We start from the raw sequence: 15,872 nt of genomic DNA on the forward strand, positions 1-15,872 counted from the left end.
TTTACGGACCTTCGGCAGTAAATGCAACCAACGGGTGTTTCTCGCCGCGACGAAATCGTCCTGGCTTCACGATGACAGGCTGTTCTTCCAGGTCAGCGCGAACACGCGCAGCCAGTTGTCGAAAGCGAATTTCGACAGGCTCTGTGTGTCGAAGCCGCTGTTGCGCATTGCTTCGAACAGATGCGGCAGGCCGCTGGCGTCCTTGATCGCGCGGGGGATGACCGCGCCGTCGAAATCCGATCCGAGGGCGACCCTGTCTTCGCCGACGCGGTTGACGAGATAGTCGAGATGGCGAGCGACGGCATCGAGCGGCGTATCGTCATTCAGGTGGCCATCGGCGCGGATGTCGCAGACCGAGAGGTTGAAGCCGATCACGCCATCGGTATCGCGGATGGCGTCGAGCTGCCTGTCGGTGAGATTTCGGGTCGACGGGCAGATGGCATGGGCGCAGGCATGGGTGACGACGAGAGGGGCGTGGCTCAATGCCGCCACATCCCAGAATCCCCGTTCGTTCAGATGCGAGAGATCGATCATGATTCCGAGCCGATTGCAGGTCCTGACCAGGTCCTTGCCGATCTCGGTCAGTCCGGGACCCGTATCCGGCAACCGCGGAAAGGCGAAGGGAACACCATAGCCGAACATATTCGGGCGGCTCCAGACCGGTCCCAGCGACCGCAGGCCCGCCGCATGCAGCCGATGGAGATAGTCGAATTCGCCATCCACCGCTTCGGCCCCTTCCATATGCAGCACGACGGCAAAGGCTCCCTCGGCTCTGGCGGCCGCGATCTCATCGACATCAACCGCCATGCGCATCCGGTCACCGGAGCGGCGGATCAAAGTTTCGAGCGCCAGGCGCTGTGCCTCGATCTGCCGGCGGGCATACAGCGGATCGACGGTCTCGGCATAGATAACCTCGTAGCCATTCTCGGTGATGATCAGATCATTTTCCGGCTGGCGCTCCGGGCCTGCATGCAGCGCAAACAACCCGCCGGCCAAGCCGCCCTCGCGCGCTCTCGGCAGATCGAGATGCCCGCTTTCCGACCGCACCAGAAAGTCCCGGCCGGAGGATGTGTATTCCGCGATGAATTGAACCGCATCATTGTGCCCGTCGAAGACATCGATTTCGGCCATGTCGGTTTCCTCCGGGATCAATTTTGCATGGCTGGGGAAGCTGATGCGCGGGCAACATGCAGGAGATTGCCGCAATAGTCACCGCGGTGCATGGATACCCCCCTCTGTCCTGCCGGACATCTCCCCCACAAGGGGGGAGATCGGCTGGGCTCACGGGCTTCCCCAAACAACGACCGCTGGCATCAGCGTATCGATAGAGAGGGACGAGGTGTCCGCCCCTTGCCAATCCCCCCCTTTGTGGGGGAGATGCCCGGCAGGGCAGAGGGGGGTGCCACACGACGCCCCCGAACTTTCACCTACGCCGCCTCCTCCTTCTGCCCCGCACCCTCGGCCAGCTTGCGCGCCGCAACGAAATCCACCTTGCCGGAGCCGAGCACCGGCACCTTGCCGATATTGACCTCGGCCGGCACCATCATGTCCATGGCGCCCTTGGATTTGGCGAAGGCGAGGAATTCGGCGCGGGTGGCGGTGGGGGCATCGGTGAGCAGCACCAGCCGCTCGCCCTTCTTGGCGTCGGGCAGCGAGGAGACGACCGAGAGAGCGCCGGGCCAGAGTTCGGCGGCCAGCGTCTCGACGGCGGCGAGCGAGATCATTTCGCCGCCGATCTTGGCGAAGCGTTTGGCGCGGCCGCGGATCTTGACGAAGCCGTCCTCGTCGATGGTGACGATGTCGCCGGTGTCGTGCCAGCCGTCGACGAGCGGCTCGAGCACGCCGGGCTTTTCGGCGCGGAGATAACCGGCCATGACGTTGGCGCCGCGCACATGCAGCCGGCCGCCCTCATCGATGCCGGGCACCGGTTCGAGCTTCCATTCCATGCCCGGCAGGATTTTGCCGACGGTGCCTGATTTATTGTACATCGGCGTGTTGATGGAAATGACCGGCGCGGTCTCGGTGACGCCGTAACCTTCGAGAATGCGCAGGCCGAATTTTTCCATATAGGTCTGGCGGGTCGCGGCCTTCACCGGCTCGGCGCCTGAGAAGATATAGCGGATCGAGCGGAAGTCGTAGGGATGCGCCGTCCGCGAATAGCCGTTGAGGAAGGTATCGGTGCCGAAGATGATCGTGGCATTGGAGGCATAGATCAGCTCCGGCACGATGCGGTAATGCAGCGGCGACGGATAGAAATAGACCGGCACGCCCGAGATCAGCGGCAGCACCGTGCCGGCCGTCAGCCCGAAGGAATGGAACACCGGCAGGATGTTGAACACCTTGTCGCCGCTGTGGAAATCGATGCGGGCGGCGGCCTGGGCGGCATTCGACAGGATGTTGCGGTGGGTGAGCACCACACCCTTCGGCGTGCCTTCGGAGCCCGAGGTGAAGAGGATGACGGCCGGATCATCCGGCTTACGCTTGACCAGCGGCCGCGCCTTGCGGAGATACCCAAGGATCTTGTCCTTGAGTGAGATTTCGGCCCTGAGATCATCGAGCCAGACGATCTTCACCTGCTTTTCCATCTCGGCGATCACGGGCCCGAGCTTCGCCTGGGTGACGAAGGCGCGCGAGGTCAGCACATGCCTGACTTCGGCGGCCTTGCAGGCGGAGAGGATATTGGCGGCACCCGCGGTGAAGTTCAGCATCGCCGGCACCTTGCCCGCCGTCATCACGCCGAGAAGCGTGGCGGCGGCGCCATTGGCATTCGGCAGCATGACGCCGAGGTTCTGTTCCGGGAACATGGCGCGGAATTTTGCACCGAGCACAGCAGCCCCGGTCAGGAGCTTGCCATAGGTCAGCCGGCCGGTGACCGGATCTTCGACGGCAAGCTTGCCCATGCCGAATTCGCCACCTGCCTGAATGACGCGGTCGAGCACGGTCGACGAGGTATCGGCGGTCTGGAACAGCAGGTTCGACATCACCTGATAAAGTGCTGCACCCGCCGCCGTGCGGCGCTTGCGGCCTTTCAGCTCCGGCGGCACTTCGAGCTTCACCGGTTCGAGAATGGTGACCTTGACCTTGGGGAAAAGCCGGCGGCGGATCTTGCCGTTATCGAGATAGGAGAGATAGCTCTTCTCCAGCCCGTCGATCTTCACCGGCACGACCATCGAGCCTGTTTTGTCGGCGACCATGGCGGCACCATCATAGACCTTCATCAGCGTGCCGGTCACCGTCAGGCGGCCCTCGGGGAAGATGCCGATCGGGTTGCCGTCCTGCACCACCTTGATCAGCGAACGCGTCGCCATCGGCTTTGTCGGGTCGAGCGGCAGGAATTTGCACATCTTCAGGAAGGGCCGCACCCACCAGGCCTGGGCGATCTTGTAATCGACGGCGAAGGTCGGCTCTTCCTCGGTGATGGCAAGCGCCAAGGCGCCGTCGAGCAGGCTGACATGGTTCAGCGCGATGATCGGCGCGCGGCCGGCCTTCTTGATATTCTCCAGCCCCTCGACCTCCAGCCGCATGAAGGCGCGGAACAGGATCGAGATGAAATCGCGGAAGGGATTGGTCGGCAGCGTCTTCAGCATCAGCCAGGCGACAGCAAAATTGATGATGCCGAGGCCGATCAGAATCTGAGGAATGGAAGCGCCGAGCGCCTGGACGACGGCAACGAGGCCGAGGCCGACGGTGATGAACAGGGCAGAGAGCACATTGGCGGCGCCGATGACGCGGGCGCGGCGGTCCTCATGCGCCCAGGTCTGCAGCGCGGCGAAGGTCGGCACGGCGATGAAGGCGCCTGCTATCGCCATGCCGGCGAGATCGATGGCGACGCGGATGGTATTCTCACCGGCAAAGAAGGTGGCGATCGTCGTTGCATGGCTTGTGGATTGCAGGCCCCAGAGGTTCCAGGCGAGATCGAGGCTGAAGAGGCCAAGCAGCGCCGTGCCGACCGGGGCCGGCAGCAGCACGATGCGGCCGGAGGACATCCAGGCGGCAATCGCCGAACCGACAGCGACGGCGATGGCAAAGACTGTGAGATAGGCCGGCACGACGAGCTCGGAGCCGCCGAGCAGCTCGGTCACCATGGTCGGCAGGATGGAGAGCACGAAGGCGCCGACCAGCCAGAACCAGCAGTTCATCAGCGCCGAACGCCACAGGCGTTTGTCGGCGCGGATTTCCTTGACGAGGGTGTAGCTGGAGCGGATGACATTGCGGTCGATTTCCAGATCCGGCGCCTTGGAGCCGGTGGGCGGGATCATTCGGCTGGCCAGCCAGCAAAGCACCGAAAGCCCCATCATCATCGTGCCGAAGATCAGCACATTGTCGCCGCCGGAGAAGGCGAATGCGGCGATGATCGTGCCGGCGAGGATGGCGATGAAGGTGCCGCCCTCGATCCAGGCATTGGCCTTCGGCAGGTCGCGGCGTTCGAGATGATCGGGCAGGATGCCGTATTTGATCGGCCCGAACAGCGCCGAAACGACGCCGAAGCCGAACAGCGCCGCCATCAGCACAAAAATCGAGGAGAATGCCAGACCGACCACCGCAAGGGCGGCGACCGCGATCTCGCAACGTTTCAAAAGCTCGGCGATCTTCGCCTTGTCGTGCTTGTCGGCGAGTTCGCCGCCAAGTGCGGAGAGCAGCAGGAAGGGCACGATGAGGATGACACCGGCAAGCGTCACCAGGGCGGCCCCTTCACTGGCCGACATCTTGAAGAGAATGAGGAACACCAGGGTGTTCTTGAGGAAATTGTCGTTGAAGGCCGTCAGGAACTGGGTCCAGAACAGCGGCGCGAATTTCCTCGAGGTCATCAGATTGTGTTGCACGGGCTCGTCCCTCTTTCGACTGGCAGAGAAGGCCACAGAGTTGTTACGCAAAAGTTGAATGCGGCAACAACTCTGCGCTGTGGTTAACCAAGATCAATCTTCATCGTTACGATTGAACTTGACCAGGAGTTTCTCGGTGCGGGCATCCTCGACCTTGCGGATCAGCTTCTCGGATTCGGCGTTGTCGCGCAGCGTCTTGGTGATATTCACCGTGGTCTGCACCAGCATCAGAATGCCCATGGCCAGATAGCCTTTGCCCCAGAGATCGAGCGGCATCATGTAGAGGCCAAGCGCCAGCATGAAAGCGGCCGAGCCGAAGGAGATGTAGGAGAAGCTGACCCAGCTTGCGGAATGTTTCTGGAAACTGTCGTTCATTGTCTTAGTCCCTGTGGTTCGATGGATGGATGGTTGGTTGGATGCAATTTCAGGCAGCAGGCGTGATGCGGCTCTTCAGCCGCGCCAGCACATCATCGGCGGATGAGCGCAGCGGCGCGCCGAAGCCGGCATTGGCAAGCTTTTCGATGATGCCGGCCGGGCGGATGGCGCCTTCCATGTCCTTCAGGGCTACGGCCGTCAGCTCATTCTGGCTCTGGCGCAGGCGAAGGCGCGCCAGGGTCTCCTCGGCATCGTCGAGCGTCGCAAAGCCTGGACCGGCGACTGCGACATCGAGCTTCTGCGCCTCTTGCGTGGCACGGGCCAGCCGCTCGCCGCGCTGCAGCTCCTGCAGCCGGGCTTCGGAGGCACGCACGATCCCTTTCAGCTTGTCGATCGCCTGGGTGAACTGGGCTTGCGCCTTTTCCGATGCATCGCGCTCGGCTTCGAGAAAAGCGATCGCCTCGGCCGCCTCGCGGGCCAGGCCCTCATTGCCCTTGGTGAGTGCTGCGGAGGCGCGAACTTCGAGATCGGTGATGCGGGCAACGATGGTTGCGTGCTGCCCCTTCTCCTGTTCGTTCTGGGCGATGGCGACCGCGACACTGCGCCGCGCCGACTGGATCGATTGGGCGGCATCGCGGATCTGCTGGGAAAGCAGCGGCACGGCGTGGCAGTCGGCGAAAGCCTGTTCGGCATCATGCGCCCTGCCCCGCAACAAAATGGAAATCAGTTTGAACATTTCCTTCCTCCGGTTTATGAACGTTGTTCACGAGAGGTGTTATGCCAGAATCATGAACGTCGTTCAAGATAAATTTTGAACGACGTTCAAAAAAATCGAAGTGGAATGGTAAATGGCCGGTAGGCGAGAAGAAAAACGCGAAGATCTGAAGGCCCGGCTGATCGAGGCGGCGCGCGAGCGGATCGCCAAAGACGGGCTGGCGAACCTCCGAGCCCGCGACATCACCCAGGATGCCGGCTGCGCGCTCGGCGGCCTCTACACGGTCTTTTCAGACCTCGCCGAGCTCGTCATCCACGTCAACTCCGCCACGCTGAAGGCGCTGGAGGCGAGGCTCACCCTGCCCGAGGCCAAGGACCGGCCGCCGACCGACCGGCTGCGCAACCTGGCGCAGGGTTACTTAAGCTTCGCCGTCGAACACCGGAACCTCTGGAAGGCGCTGTTCGAGCACTTCCCGCCGGAAAGCAGCCCGACGCCGCAATGGCATCTTAACGAGCACCTCTTCCTGATGGATGTGATCGCCGAACCGCTGGCCGAACTGCAACCCGACATGCCCCCCGAAGACCGCGCCATCCGCGCCCGCACCCTGTTCGGCGCGGTGCACGGCGTCGTCAGCATCAGCCTCGAAGGCCGCTTCGTCGGCTTGCCGCTGGAACGGCTGGCACGGGAGGTGGATGAGCTGGTGCAGACGATCGCGGCGGGGGCGGAGCGGCGGAGGGGGTGATGGGGCGTTGGGGGAATGGCGGCGGCGGCGACAAACCGTGGTTTGGCCGCCGCATCACCACACACTCCGTCATCCCAGGCCTTGAGCCTGGGATCCATGGCGCCGCCGTTTTTCGCCGAGCCCCACCACCTCCTCCGTCATCGTCGGGCTTGACCCGAGGATCCATGCCCCGAGCATTGTGCTCGCCGTCGACAGACGGAGCGGCAGGGGGCATCCTCTGCGTGAGCTCATGTACGTCGAGTGCTGCGTATGGATCCTCGGGTCAAGCCCGAGGATGACGGAGTAGGTGGGAACCAATCTGCAAAACCGCACCCTCGCTGGCGGACTTGTCCACCATCCCACCTTGACCCGACCATCCCTACCCAAGCACTCTGTGCCCTCCACGCCGCCGCGAAAGGAAACCCCATGAGCCGTATTTTCATCACCGGTTCCACCGATGGCCTCGGCCTCGCCGCCGCCCGCACCCTGATGAAGGAGGGCCATGACGTCGTGCTGCACGCCCGCTCCCGGGAGCGTGCCGCCGCCATCTCCGAGATTTCGGCTGCGGCCCTCGGCATCGTCATCGGCGATCTCGCCAGCGCCACCGAGACGCGATCGATTGCGGAGCAGGTCAACGCCATCGGCCGCATGGACACCGTCATCCACAATGCCGGCATCTACCTTGAGCGGAGCCGGGGCGAAACGCCTGATGGTCACGCAAAAACGCTGGCGGTGAATGTGCTTGCCCCCTATCTGCTCACCGCATGGATCGCGCGCCCCGATCGCCTGGTCTATCTCAGCAGCGGCATGCACCGCAGCGGCAGCAGCGCCCTTGACGATATCGACTGGAAGAAGCGGCCGTGGAACGCAAGCCAGGCCTATTCGGAAAGCAAGCTCTACATCGCCACCCTCGCCGCCGCCGTCGCCCGCCATTGGCCGGATGTTCTCAGCAACGCGGTGGATCCCGGCTGGGTGCCAACGAAGATGGGCGGCGCCGGCGCGCCCGATGACCTCGAAATGGGGCATCTTACGCAGACATGGCTTGCGGCAAGCGATGCGGGAGCCGCGAAAGTCAGCGGTGGTTATTGGTATCATCGGCAGCGGCGGGAGGCGGCGGCGGAGGCTAGCGATCCGGGGTTTCAGGATGCGCTGGTGGAGAAGCTTGTGGAGCTCACAGGTGTCCGGCTGTTTGAAGAGCGCGGGTGAGGCGCGAGACCGGGTTAGCGGGCTTTGCCGGGTTTGCGCTCAATGTTGGTCGGCGCTTGTTCGGCGCGGGCGTTCTCACAACGGGCAAATGACAGACTGGCAATTCAACAGCCGTGCACCCAGGGTCAGCGGGAGTGGCCGGTGCATGCCGGCAAAATGCCAAGGTCGCGCACTATCTAAACGGCACATTCCTTTTCCTTGCAGCGGTAAGCAGCCGCTCATGGATGCCGTGGCGCTCCCCTGATCACCCACCCTCGTAAGCCCGAACCAGCAATGGCTGTGCTTTCTCAAAATCCGCCATCGACTTTAGCGTTAGCTGCAGATCACCCGTACCAAAGTGGCCAACATTGGTGACGTCGCGCGTAAAGCCACTTTCAAGCGCCAAGGTAGTTGGATCGAGCTTTAGGAAAAGCGTCACAGTCCGCGCCTGGGGATAGATCTCCATGCAGACGAAGTTCTTCAGCCGCTTAAATGCTGTGTAGAACTTCAATTCCTTTACCTGCACATCATCCCCGAGCGCGATCAGAAACTGGTGAACAGCGTCATAAATATCTCGAAGGTCTGCTGGCGACTGCGATAGCCGGTAGCTCATCCGTTGACTGAGATAGGGGTCGCTTTCCTGACCGGCGTCAGCTGTGGGCTGCAGGGAGCCTAGGCTTTTCACCTCAGTTATCACCTTAACGCCATTGAGTTTACTGGTCTTCGGCACATGCACCAGTTCCAACATCAGCAGATCCTCGCCGAACCGCCGGTAGCGAATAAGCTCGATGTTTCTGGCGATCTGCTTAACGGCGTGCTCGTCATAGCGGGTGAAATCGCCGGCGATGCAGAGCAGTCGCGGAGCAGACCAGTCAACGGCATTCGCCACGTCCTGGCCGAGGCGTTCCATAACCAGCCATTGGAATTCCTTGCGGTGATCAAGCAGCCAGTCGAGGTAGAACAGGCCCTGGTTGATGACGTTCTCGTTCACCGATCGCTTGTATTCGATGATGACCGGCGAGTTGTCCTCGTCCAGGCCGAGTGTGTCGATCCTTCCGCCGTGCACGTGACCGGTCGAATGCTCGGTCGCCAGAAAGCGGATCCCGAGCAGCGCCTCGAGATTGGCCTCGAACAGAACCTGCAGGGATTTCTCGACCTGCATGGCACTGCCGGGCAGTTCGCTCACCTGCGCGTCGCCGAAATGAAAGAGTTTGATGTCGCTCAAAATTTGCCCCGGGCGTGACCGCAGATTGTACTGAAATTTCTATTCGCTTTATCGCCCTTGTCCAGATAATTTGCCGGCGAGCGCCGATTTGCGAGGATCGGCCGTCGACCCCGGCTGGGGCTGACCAAGATGGGCAGCGCCGGCGCGCCCGATGACCTCGAAATGAGTATCTCACGCAGACGTGGTTTGCGACGAGCGAGGACGAAGCCGCGAAGGTGAGCGGTGGGTATTGGTATCATCGGCAGCAACCGGAGGCGGCGGCGAAGGTGCGGGTTGATGGGTGTTCGGTTGTTCAAGGGCTCCAGTAGGGGCAAGGCCGGCCGGCTATCGGGAGTTGCCACCTTGCCGTCAGCGCTGGCGGTGACCGATGATGTAGTCTCGCCGAGAAGGAAGGATATTGGAGAAAATTGCAGCGCAAGCGCGCCCATCATCTGATGCCTTGATCAGACGATTCGCGGATGATCCAATTGGATTGAAACTACCATATTCTACCTTGGCATCGAAATCGATGATGTTGGGCTGTTGCTTATCCAACTGCGTGCCTATCGCTCGCTTTCGGTCGCCGCGTTTGCGCACCGTCAGCTTCTTCTCCCGATAGAGCCGGAAGAGCTTCTTGCTGCCTTCTATAGGTGACCTTGGCAGTCGGCATTGCGCCACGCCTGACAGATAGGCCCAATTCTAGGTTTTCGTTTAGGCCAACTTCAAACCTGGACCGCATATTGGCGTTTTCTTATGCCCCGGAAAACTCAGAAACCGCGTTGTTCTCCGACGACTTTTGATTGATATTTTATCCGATTCGCCTAAAGCGGATCGCGAACATATTGCCTTTGTTTGGTTTGGAATTTTCCAGCAATAGCTAAAACATGCAGGTCTTCAATACCAATGAATTATCTGACGATCGACACGAACGAAAAACCTACCGAGGCGCCGGCCCAATTTACTGTGTTTCAATTCGGACCGGAGCAATACGTTTTTTGCCCTGTCCGGTCGCGCGCCTATAAAGTCGACGGAAAGCCCGAAGAGATTGTTCGTCAGTGGTGGCTTTATCGCCTTCGTGACGTTTACGGCTACGCATTTAATCAAATGGGCGTTGAGGTAAGCGTTCCGGTCGGATCGACCGAAGCGAAAAAAGCCGCGGACATCGTCGTCTATGTTGATCCTGGCAAGAAGACGCCGCGCTTCTTCGTGGAGGTTAAAAAGCCGAACCGCAAAGATGGGATTGAGCAGCTAAAAGTTTACATGAACGCGACGGGATGCAGGATAGGGCTGTGGAGCAATGGTGACCCGCCGCACGTATACCTTCTTCGGATGGAGCCAACAGCCGATGAGGAACAGGCAAATTGGCGTGAGCTCCGAGACGTCCCCAAAAAAACCCAGGAGTTAGCCGATGTCGATACGCCTATTATTCGTGCTGAACTGGCGCCAGTCACAGATTTTCTCAGCGTTATGCGGGAGTGCGAAAACTATATCAAGGCGCACGAAGGAGCCGACGTTTTCCAGGAGGTTTTTAAGCTCATATTCGCGAAACTTTACGATGAGCGAAAGAACCTAAAAAACGATCAATCTCCCACAACCTTCCGAGTTGGGGCTTTTGAAAATGCGGCCGACGCCAAAGCTCGGATTCGCAAGTTATTCAAAGCAGCAAAAGAGCACTGGCGTGGTGTTTTCGATGAAGGCGAAGATATTCTCCTCTCCGATGAATCTCTTGCTTTTAGTGTGTCCGCTCTACAGAAGTCCTATCTTTTGCGATCTGACGCGGACATCCTTGGCTCCGCGTTCGAGGTGATGATCAACCCGAGCATGAAAGGTGACAAGGGGCAGTATTTTACACCGAGGCACGTAGTTAGAATGTGCATCGACGTTTTGAACCCCCAAGAAAACGAGTCGATTTTTGATCCCGCTTGTGGCAGCGGCGGCTTCCTAGTTTCAGCAATGGACCACGTCTACGCGAAGATTCGGAGCGATCGAGATGACGAATCTGAGATCTTGGAGAACCAGAAGGATTATGCGTCCAACAATGTGTTCGGTATAGATTTCGATCGTAATATTGCGAAGGTCGCCAAAGCGTACATGTTGATCTGGGGTGATGGCAGATCGAATATATCCGTCGAAGATGGGCTTAATGAGACTGGATGGGATCAAGCAAATCTCGTTAAATACATTGTTGGAGCTGGAAAAAGCGCGAAGCTGAGGCAATTCAATATCATCGCGACGAACCCACCCTTCGCTGGCGATATTTCCTCTGAAGAGACGCTTTCGAAGTACTATCTCGCTTATAAACAAGCGTCCAACGGCCGGAAGAGACGTGCGACCAAAGTTGCCAAAGACAAGCTTTTTGTGGAGCGGTCACTCAACATGTTGGCTCCTGGGGGAAGGATGGCGATTGTCCTTCCACGCGGCACCTTAAAGAACTATTCAGATGAGGATGTTCGTCGTTTCATTTTGATGCGGGCACGGATTGCAGCCGTGGTCAGTCTGACCGGAACGATGTTCAAACCTTATACAAATACTAAGACGTGCGTCCTTTTTCTTCAAAAGAGAATGAAGGAGCTCAGTGACATAAACGAAGCGCTCAATGATCCACAGATCGTTTTCGCCGTTTCTGAACGCCCTGGCAAAGACAAAAGCGGCAACTTGATCCACCTAGAAGATGGACGAGTGGACAGTGACCTCGAAGAAATCGCAGAGAATATCAAAGCTGCAGGAATTTGGATCTAATGGCTCTTTTCCAAATACGCTCTCTTCAGGAAACGCTTCTCGATTTGGCCGCTGGAGACCAAGAGCACAGACAGAATCATATTCTGGAGCCTGAATTTCACCAGGCCATCTACGCCGACGCGTGCTTGAACGCAGCTGCCAAACGTGGCGCGATGCGATTGGGCGATCTTCAATTGGTGGCTCAATATCCATTCAGAGGAACTCAACCCGAATAGGCCGATGATGAAAATGACCCCACCACGTTGGAGTATGAGGGCTTCATAACTGACGAAGGTGTTCGTCTCGACGCAGCACTTGATCGCGGAAATGCAACGCGATCTGTCTGCGCCTTGAAGTCGGTTTCGATCCGGGCGGGATATGTCGATTTTGGATCAGCGCGATCTGCTCCCCGCAATTTCTACAATCGGAAAAGGGCGCGGGCGGAAGCGGTAGCGGGCGATATTCTTATCAACTCGACTGGCGACGGAACGATCGGACGCGTCGCTGTGTACAATGAAGATTTTCCGGCGCTGGTCGACGGACATATAACGATCGTTCGCCTACGTGATCCGACAAAGGCATGGTTTATCGCAGCCTATTTATTGTCGAAGGAAGGACAGCGGCAAATCTACCGATATATAAATGGCTCAAGTGGGCAAGTGGAAATCTATCCGCAAGATATCGCCCGCATTTGGATACCTCTTGGTGAAGACAACGCTGAGGATATAGGTCGGCGCCTTCGAGAAGCGTGCGAAAAATATGCTGAGTTCGCCGCAGATCTTCGTGAGACATTGAACATGCTCGAACGTGGCGAGAGACTCTAATTTAGAGACCTCCAGCGAAACATGGGGGGTCAAGTCCTACCGGTGGGTGACTGAGATAGCTCACAACGCCGGTCATTAACATGACTTGTAATATCGACTTTTCGATTTCTTGCATGGCGCTTCCGATGTTGGCACAATCATGCGTAGGCAGGGGAAACCATCAATGCAATTCAACTACCGTGCAACCGCGCGCTTCATGCTTCGCCAGTCTGTCAGACTGGTATGGACGACCACACAACAGAAATGGACCACATCATTCGTCCCCGCCGGCATGGCGCTGACGACGGTATTTATGCCTGGCTTCGGTATTGCTGTTTTCGGGACGGCCTTCGCGGGCTGTTGGTTTGCCGTTGTGGTGATGACGGTATTCTTCGGCCTTGTCGGCAATCGCGTCGGTGTGGGCCGCGAGAAAGCGACACTGTTGCGGCAGACGCACACCGAACCAAGGCAGGATTGATATGAGCCGGGCCGTGATTTGCGCAGTTATTTTGATTGCGCTATACCCCGCTCCACTACGGGCAGATGGCGCGGCTGATGTTTTCGAGTGCTCAGCTTTAGCAGAGTGGGCCGGGCTAGATGAGCAATCACAGAAGCTGGCGCAGCTAGGATTCAATCTAGCAAGCGACGACGTGCGGCAATCTATCGACCGAGTCAAAGAGGCGACGCAAGGGAGACCAAACTTCCTAGTAGATCGCTCGACCGATTTCTGGAAAGGCATGTGGTATGGACAAAGCCAAGCTAAAATTGAGGAGTGGCTTCAGACACAGCAGCCGGTTCCATTGAGGCCGGGAGCAGCGGCCCCCGAACGGGTTATGGTCGCTCTCCGGAAAGTTGAGGTGTGGAAACCGATAGCCGCACAAGAGTTTGACCAGCGAGCATGTAACTTCAGGCTGGTCGGGAAAGATTGATGCGGCTTCGATCGCACCTTTCCCCGTGACTAAGCGCAAGCATAGACCCCGACGATCGGGAAATTTGGATTTTTAGGTGATTATCATGACTGAGCCTGAAGTAGTTGAGCTTGCCGATTTGGTTCCGATGAGGACCGAGATTGGCAACTGCATCGCAGCATTCTCCATGGTCGAAAGCACACTCTCCCTACTTTACGGAAATCTAATGCATCCCGCACCGCGCCAGTTGTGCTTTCTCACACTAGATGAAGCTCGCCACATTGAAACGAAATGCAGGATCATCATAGCGGTAGGCAAAATTGTTCTCTCCGCTGAAGACTTGCCCGTATTCAAGAACATCATGAAGCGAGTTCAACACAAGGCTGCGGTTCGCCACAAGATTGCTCATTGGCACGTGGGACATTGGCACAAGAATCAGCCTGTTTCGACCGTGAAGGAGATGAGGCAGATGGAGCCCAGACTAATGCCCGCATACTTTAGCGTAAAGAATCTTGATTTTTCCCCGGATGAGACCTTGGTAATTTCAGACCTGAAGGACTTCGCGGCCGGTAGCGCCAAACTCGCTAGTGATATTATCGAATTTGCATCGAAGATCCCGTCCTCCGTGAACGGCGGCGACTAGTTTAGCCGAGTGATGCTGAGCAGCAGCAGATAAACGAACTATCCTATACCACTGAGACACTCGACACCGGAAAAGTTGGGCGCGTTTCACTTATGGCACCGCCACGGATCCAGTTGGTTATTGTTTCAAAACTGTATAAAACTCAACTCGGCTGCGCTTCAAGGGCAATGGCGTTTGTTAATCTGGACTTCAACCGCCATCGCAATAACCCTCTTCCGATACTCCTCCATTTCGGACCTCCAAGCTTCCATCCTCGCCAGTCGCTTAGCACTGTCCAAGGCGTATCGCATTTCGATCTCTTGATCGGCGAGACGCAAACTGCCTTTGCACTCACTCTCAGCTGCGAGAAACAGATCACCGGGCGGAATGCAAGAGCGATGGGCGTTAACAACCACATCTGCCGAGAGGCAGCTCAGATACATTTTCTGCCAGTGATCCGGCTCGGCGGTGTGCGCCTCCGAAGATATGGTCGCCATGATACCCAGAGCAAGGATCACAAGTCTCATCCAAAGCCTCGCTGATACGCTTTCATGGATCGGATTACCGTTACGGTTAGCAATTCCTAATTCACATTAACTGATTGAAATCTGAAGAAATACAGACTGGCTGGGGCGCCTGGATTCGAACCAGGGATGACGGTACCAAAAACCGTTGCCTTACCGCTTGGCGACGCCCCACCAGAGCTTGAGCGGAAACCGCTTGCTCAAATCGACGCCTGATTAGCAAAGCTCTTCGCCTGTCACAATGACTAAGTTTAACCCGGCGCAGATTTATGCGCTACACAGCACCCGCTGTCGTGCTAGGAATTGGCGACGTCATCGGCCCGAGATCATTCCTTCATGGACAGTCCCGCATTCGACCTCGCTTTCGAGCCGGCCTATGGGCAGGCCGTGCCGGTTGTTTCAGGTGTCGAGCGGGTGACAGTGAACAATCCCGGCCCTTTCACCTTTTTCGGCACCAACAGCTATATCGTCGGCTCTTCCTCCGTCGCGGTCATCGATCCCGGGCCGGAGGACGAGGCGCATTTTCAGGCACTGATGGCAGCGCTTGGCAGCCGCGAGGTGACGCATATCTTCGTCAGCCACACGCATCGCGACCACTCGCCGCTGGCCAGGCGGCTGCAGGCGGCAACGGGGGCGGTGACGGTGGGCCAAGGGCCGCACCGGCCGGCGCGGCCGCTGCGCGAGGGCGAGATCAATCCCTTTTCCGAAAGCTCGGATATATCCTTCGTGCCGGATATCGCGCTCAGTGACGGCGAGACGATTTCGGGCGATGGCTGGGCGCTGAGCGCGGTGCTGACGCCGGGGCACACGGCCAATCATGCCGCCTTCGCGCTTGAGCGGCGCGACGTCCTGTTCTCCGGCGATCACGTCATGGCCTGGTCGACCTCGATCGTCGCGCCGCCGGATGGTTCGATGGCGGATTACATGGAATCGCTCGAGCGGCTGATTGCGCGCGAGGACCGCCTGTTGCTGCCCGGCCATGGCGGGCCGGTGACGGAGCCCTCGAGTTTCCTCCGGGCGCTGAAGGCGCATCGCCTCAAGCGCGAGCAGGCGGTGCTGTCGCGTGTCCAGGCGGGCGACCGGCAGATATCCGAGATGGTGAAGGTGATCTATCGCGATACCGATCCGAAGCTGCATGGGGCGGCCGCCCTTTCCGTGCTCGCCCATATCGAGGATCTCCTGGAGCGCGGCGAGATTGCGGCGGATGGGCCGCCTTCGCTTGCCGCCCACTACCGGCCGGCGTCGTGAACATGAGGGTGGGGTCATGAGGATGG

At 58.7% G+C, this 15,872-nt stretch carries 14 protein-coding genes, 1 tRNA gene and 1 pseudogene; 8 read left to right on the top strand and 8 right to left on the bottom strand.

The window, feature by feature from the left end; translation table 11 throughout:
* Nucleotides 1-66 precede the first annotated feature (66 nt).
* The 4 genes from OIU37_RS13850 to OIU37_RS13865 form a co-directional block, all read right to left on the bottom strand.
* Nucleotides 67-1,131 (bottom strand): dipeptidase, encoded by a 1,065-nt coding sequence (locus OIU37_RS13850; RefSeq protein ID WP_264257747.1) that lies wholly within the window; start codon nucleotides 1,129-1,131, stop codon nucleotides 67-69.
* Nucleotides 1,132-1,427: 296 nt separating this feature from the next.
* Entirely contained in the window at nucleotides 1,428-4,823 is a 3,396-nt protein-coding gene (locus OIU37_RS13855) for an acyl-[ACP]--phospholipid O-acyltransferase (RefSeq protein ID WP_264257748.1), read from the bottom strand.
* Nucleotides 4,824-4,916: 93 nt separating this feature from the next.
* On the bottom strand, nucleotides 4,917-5,198 hold the full coding sequence (locus OIU37_RS13860; RefSeq protein ID WP_003546080.1) for a YiaA/YiaB family inner membrane protein: 282 nt from the start codon (nucleotides 5,196-5,198) through the stop codon (nucleotides 4,917-4,919).
* A gap of 49 nt (nucleotides 5,199-5,247) precedes the next feature.
* The gene (locus tag OIU37_RS13865) at nucleotides 5,248-5,934 is read right to left on the bottom strand and encodes a PspA/IM30 family protein (protein ID WP_264257749.1); all 687 of its coding nucleotides are present in this window, start codon (nucleotides 5,932-5,934) and stop codon (nucleotides 5,248-5,250) included.
* A 112-nt stretch (nucleotides 5,935-6,046) separates the two neighbouring features.
* On the opposite strand from OIU37_RS13865, the gene OIU37_RS13870 reads away from it, so the two are divergent.
* Both OIU37_RS13870 and OIU37_RS13875 read left to right on the top strand, forming a co-directional pair.
* Nucleotides 6,047-6,655 (top strand): TetR/AcrR family transcriptional regulator, encoded by a 609-nt coding sequence (locus tag OIU37_RS13870; protein WP_012756399.1) that lies wholly within the window; start codon nucleotides 6,047-6,049, stop codon nucleotides 6,653-6,655.
* A gap of 405 nt (nucleotides 6,656-7,060) precedes the next feature.
* Nucleotides 7,061-7,840, top strand: coding sequence for an SDR family NAD(P)-dependent oxidoreductase (locus OIU37_RS13875; protein WP_264257750.1), 780 nt, complete (start codon nucleotides 7,061-7,063; stop codon nucleotides 7,838-7,840).
* Nucleotides 7,841-8,084: 244 nt separating this feature from the next.
* On the opposite strand, the gene OIU37_RS13880 is transcribed toward OIU37_RS13875, so the two are convergent.
* A complete protein-coding gene (locus tag OIU37_RS13880; RefSeq protein ID WP_264257751.1) occupies nucleotides 8,085-9,044 on the bottom strand; it encodes a DUF5655 domain-containing protein in 960 nt (319 codons plus the stop codon).
* Nucleotides 9,045-9,129: 85 nt separating this feature from the next.
* Between OIU37_RS13880 and OIU37_RS13885 the strand changes: the two are divergent.
* Nucleotides 9,130-9,352, top strand: a pseudogene (locus OIU37_RS13885) (hypothetical protein); the annotation flags it as partial.
* A gap of 40 nt (nucleotides 9,353-9,392) precedes the next feature.
* Here OIU37_RS13885 and OIU37_RS13890 read toward each other — a convergent pair.
* Nucleotides 9,393-9,620: a hypothetical protein gene (locus OIU37_RS13890; protein ID WP_264258504.1), complete on the bottom strand. Its 228-nt coding sequence runs from the start codon at nucleotides 9,618-9,620 to the stop codon at nucleotides 9,393-9,395.
* Nucleotides 9,621-9,926: 306 nt separating this feature from the next.
* Between OIU37_RS13890 and OIU37_RS13895 the strand changes: the two genes are divergently transcribed.
* The 4 genes from OIU37_RS13895 to OIU37_RS13910 all read left to right on the top strand — a co-directional run bounded on the left by OIU37_RS13895 (nucleotide 9,927) and on the right by OIU37_RS13910 (nucleotide 14,095).
* Nucleotides 9,927-11,762 (top strand): N-6 DNA methylase, encoded by a 1,836-nt coding sequence (locus OIU37_RS13895; protein WP_264257752.1) that lies wholly within the window; start codon nucleotides 9,927-9,929, stop codon nucleotides 11,760-11,762.
* 242 nt (nucleotides 11,763-12,004) lie between these two features.
* Complete coding sequence (locus OIU37_RS13900) at nucleotides 12,005-12,565, top strand: hypothetical protein (protein ID WP_264257753.1); 561 nt, start codon at nucleotides 12,005-12,007, stop codon at nucleotides 12,563-12,565.
* 163 nt (nucleotides 12,566-12,728) lie between these two features.
* A complete protein-coding gene (locus tag OIU37_RS13905; protein ID WP_264257754.1) occupies nucleotides 12,729-13,022 on the top strand; it encodes a hypothetical protein in 294 nt (97 codons plus the stop codon).
* 536 nt (nucleotides 13,023-13,558) lie between these two features.
* Nucleotides 13,559-14,095 (top strand): hypothetical protein, encoded by a 537-nt coding sequence (locus OIU37_RS13910; protein WP_264257755.1) that lies wholly within the window; start codon nucleotides 13,559-13,561, stop codon nucleotides 14,093-14,095.
* Between the two features lie 158 nt (nucleotides 14,096-14,253).
* On the opposite strand, the gene OIU37_RS13915 is transcribed toward OIU37_RS13910, so the two are convergent.
* Nucleotides 14,254-14,601, bottom strand: a complete 348-nt coding sequence (locus tag OIU37_RS13915) for a hypothetical protein (protein ID WP_264257756.1) — start codon at nucleotides 14,599-14,601, stop codon at nucleotides 14,254-14,256.
* Nucleotides 14,602-14,698: 97 nt separating this feature from the next.
* Nucleotides 14,699-14,772, bottom strand: a tRNA-Gln gene (locus OIU37_RS13920).
* Nucleotides 14,773-14,934: 162 nt separating this feature from the next.
* Here OIU37_RS13920 and OIU37_RS13925 point away from each other — a divergent pair.
* Nucleotides 14,935-15,846 (top strand): MBL fold metallo-hydrolase, encoded by a 912-nt coding sequence (locus OIU37_RS13925; protein WP_264257757.1) that lies wholly within the window; start codon nucleotides 14,935-14,937, stop codon nucleotides 15,844-15,846.
* Nucleotides 15,847-15,872 lie beyond the last annotated feature (26 nt).

This window comes from Rhizobium sp. BT-226 (assembly GCF_025847085.2).
GTDB classification, from domain to species: domain Bacteria; phylum Pseudomonadota; class Alphaproteobacteria; order Rhizobiales; family Rhizobiaceae; genus Rhizobium; species Rhizobium sophorae.

Bases quoted from the DNA above. Each gene is read 5' to 3' on its own strand.
- OIU37_RS13850 (WP_264257747.1), bottom strand. From the start codon at position 1,131: ATGGCCGAAATCGATGTCTTCGACGGGCACAATGATGCGGTTCAATTC.
- OIU37_RS13860 (WP_003546080.1), bottom strand. From the start codon at position 5,198: ATGAACGACAGTTTCCAGAAACATTCCGCAAGCTGGGTCAGCTTCTCC.
- OIU37_RS13865 (WP_264257749.1), bottom strand. From the start codon at position 5,934: ATGTTCAAACTGATTTCCATTTTGTTGCGGGGCAGGGCGCATGATGCC.
- OIU37_RS13870 (WP_012756399.1), top strand. From the start codon at position 6,047: ATGGCCGGTAGGCGAGAAGAAAAACGCGAAGATCTGAAGGCCCGGCTG.
- OIU37_RS13875 (WP_264257750.1), top strand. From the start codon at position 7,061: ATGAGCCGTATTTTCATCACCGGTTCCACCGATGGCCTCGGCCTCGCC.
- OIU37_RS13895 (WP_264257752.1), top strand. From the start codon at position 9,927: ATGAATTATCTGACGATCGACACGAACGAAAAACCTACCGAGGCGCCG.
- OIU37_RS13905 (WP_264257754.1), top strand. From the start codon at position 12,729: ATGCAATTCAACTACCGTGCAACCGCGCGCTTCATGCTTCGCCAGTCT.
- OIU37_RS13910 (WP_264257755.1), top strand. From the start codon at position 13,559: ATGACTGAGCCTGAAGTAGTTGAGCTTGCCGATTTGGTTCCGATGAGG.
- OIU37_RS13915 (WP_264257756.1), bottom strand. From the start codon at position 14,601: ATGAGACTTGTGATCCTTGCTCTGGGTATCATGGCGACCATATCTTCG.
- OIU37_RS13925 (WP_264257757.1), top strand. From the start codon at position 14,935: ATGGACAGTCCCGCATTCGACCTCGCTTTCGAGCCGGCCTATGGGCAG.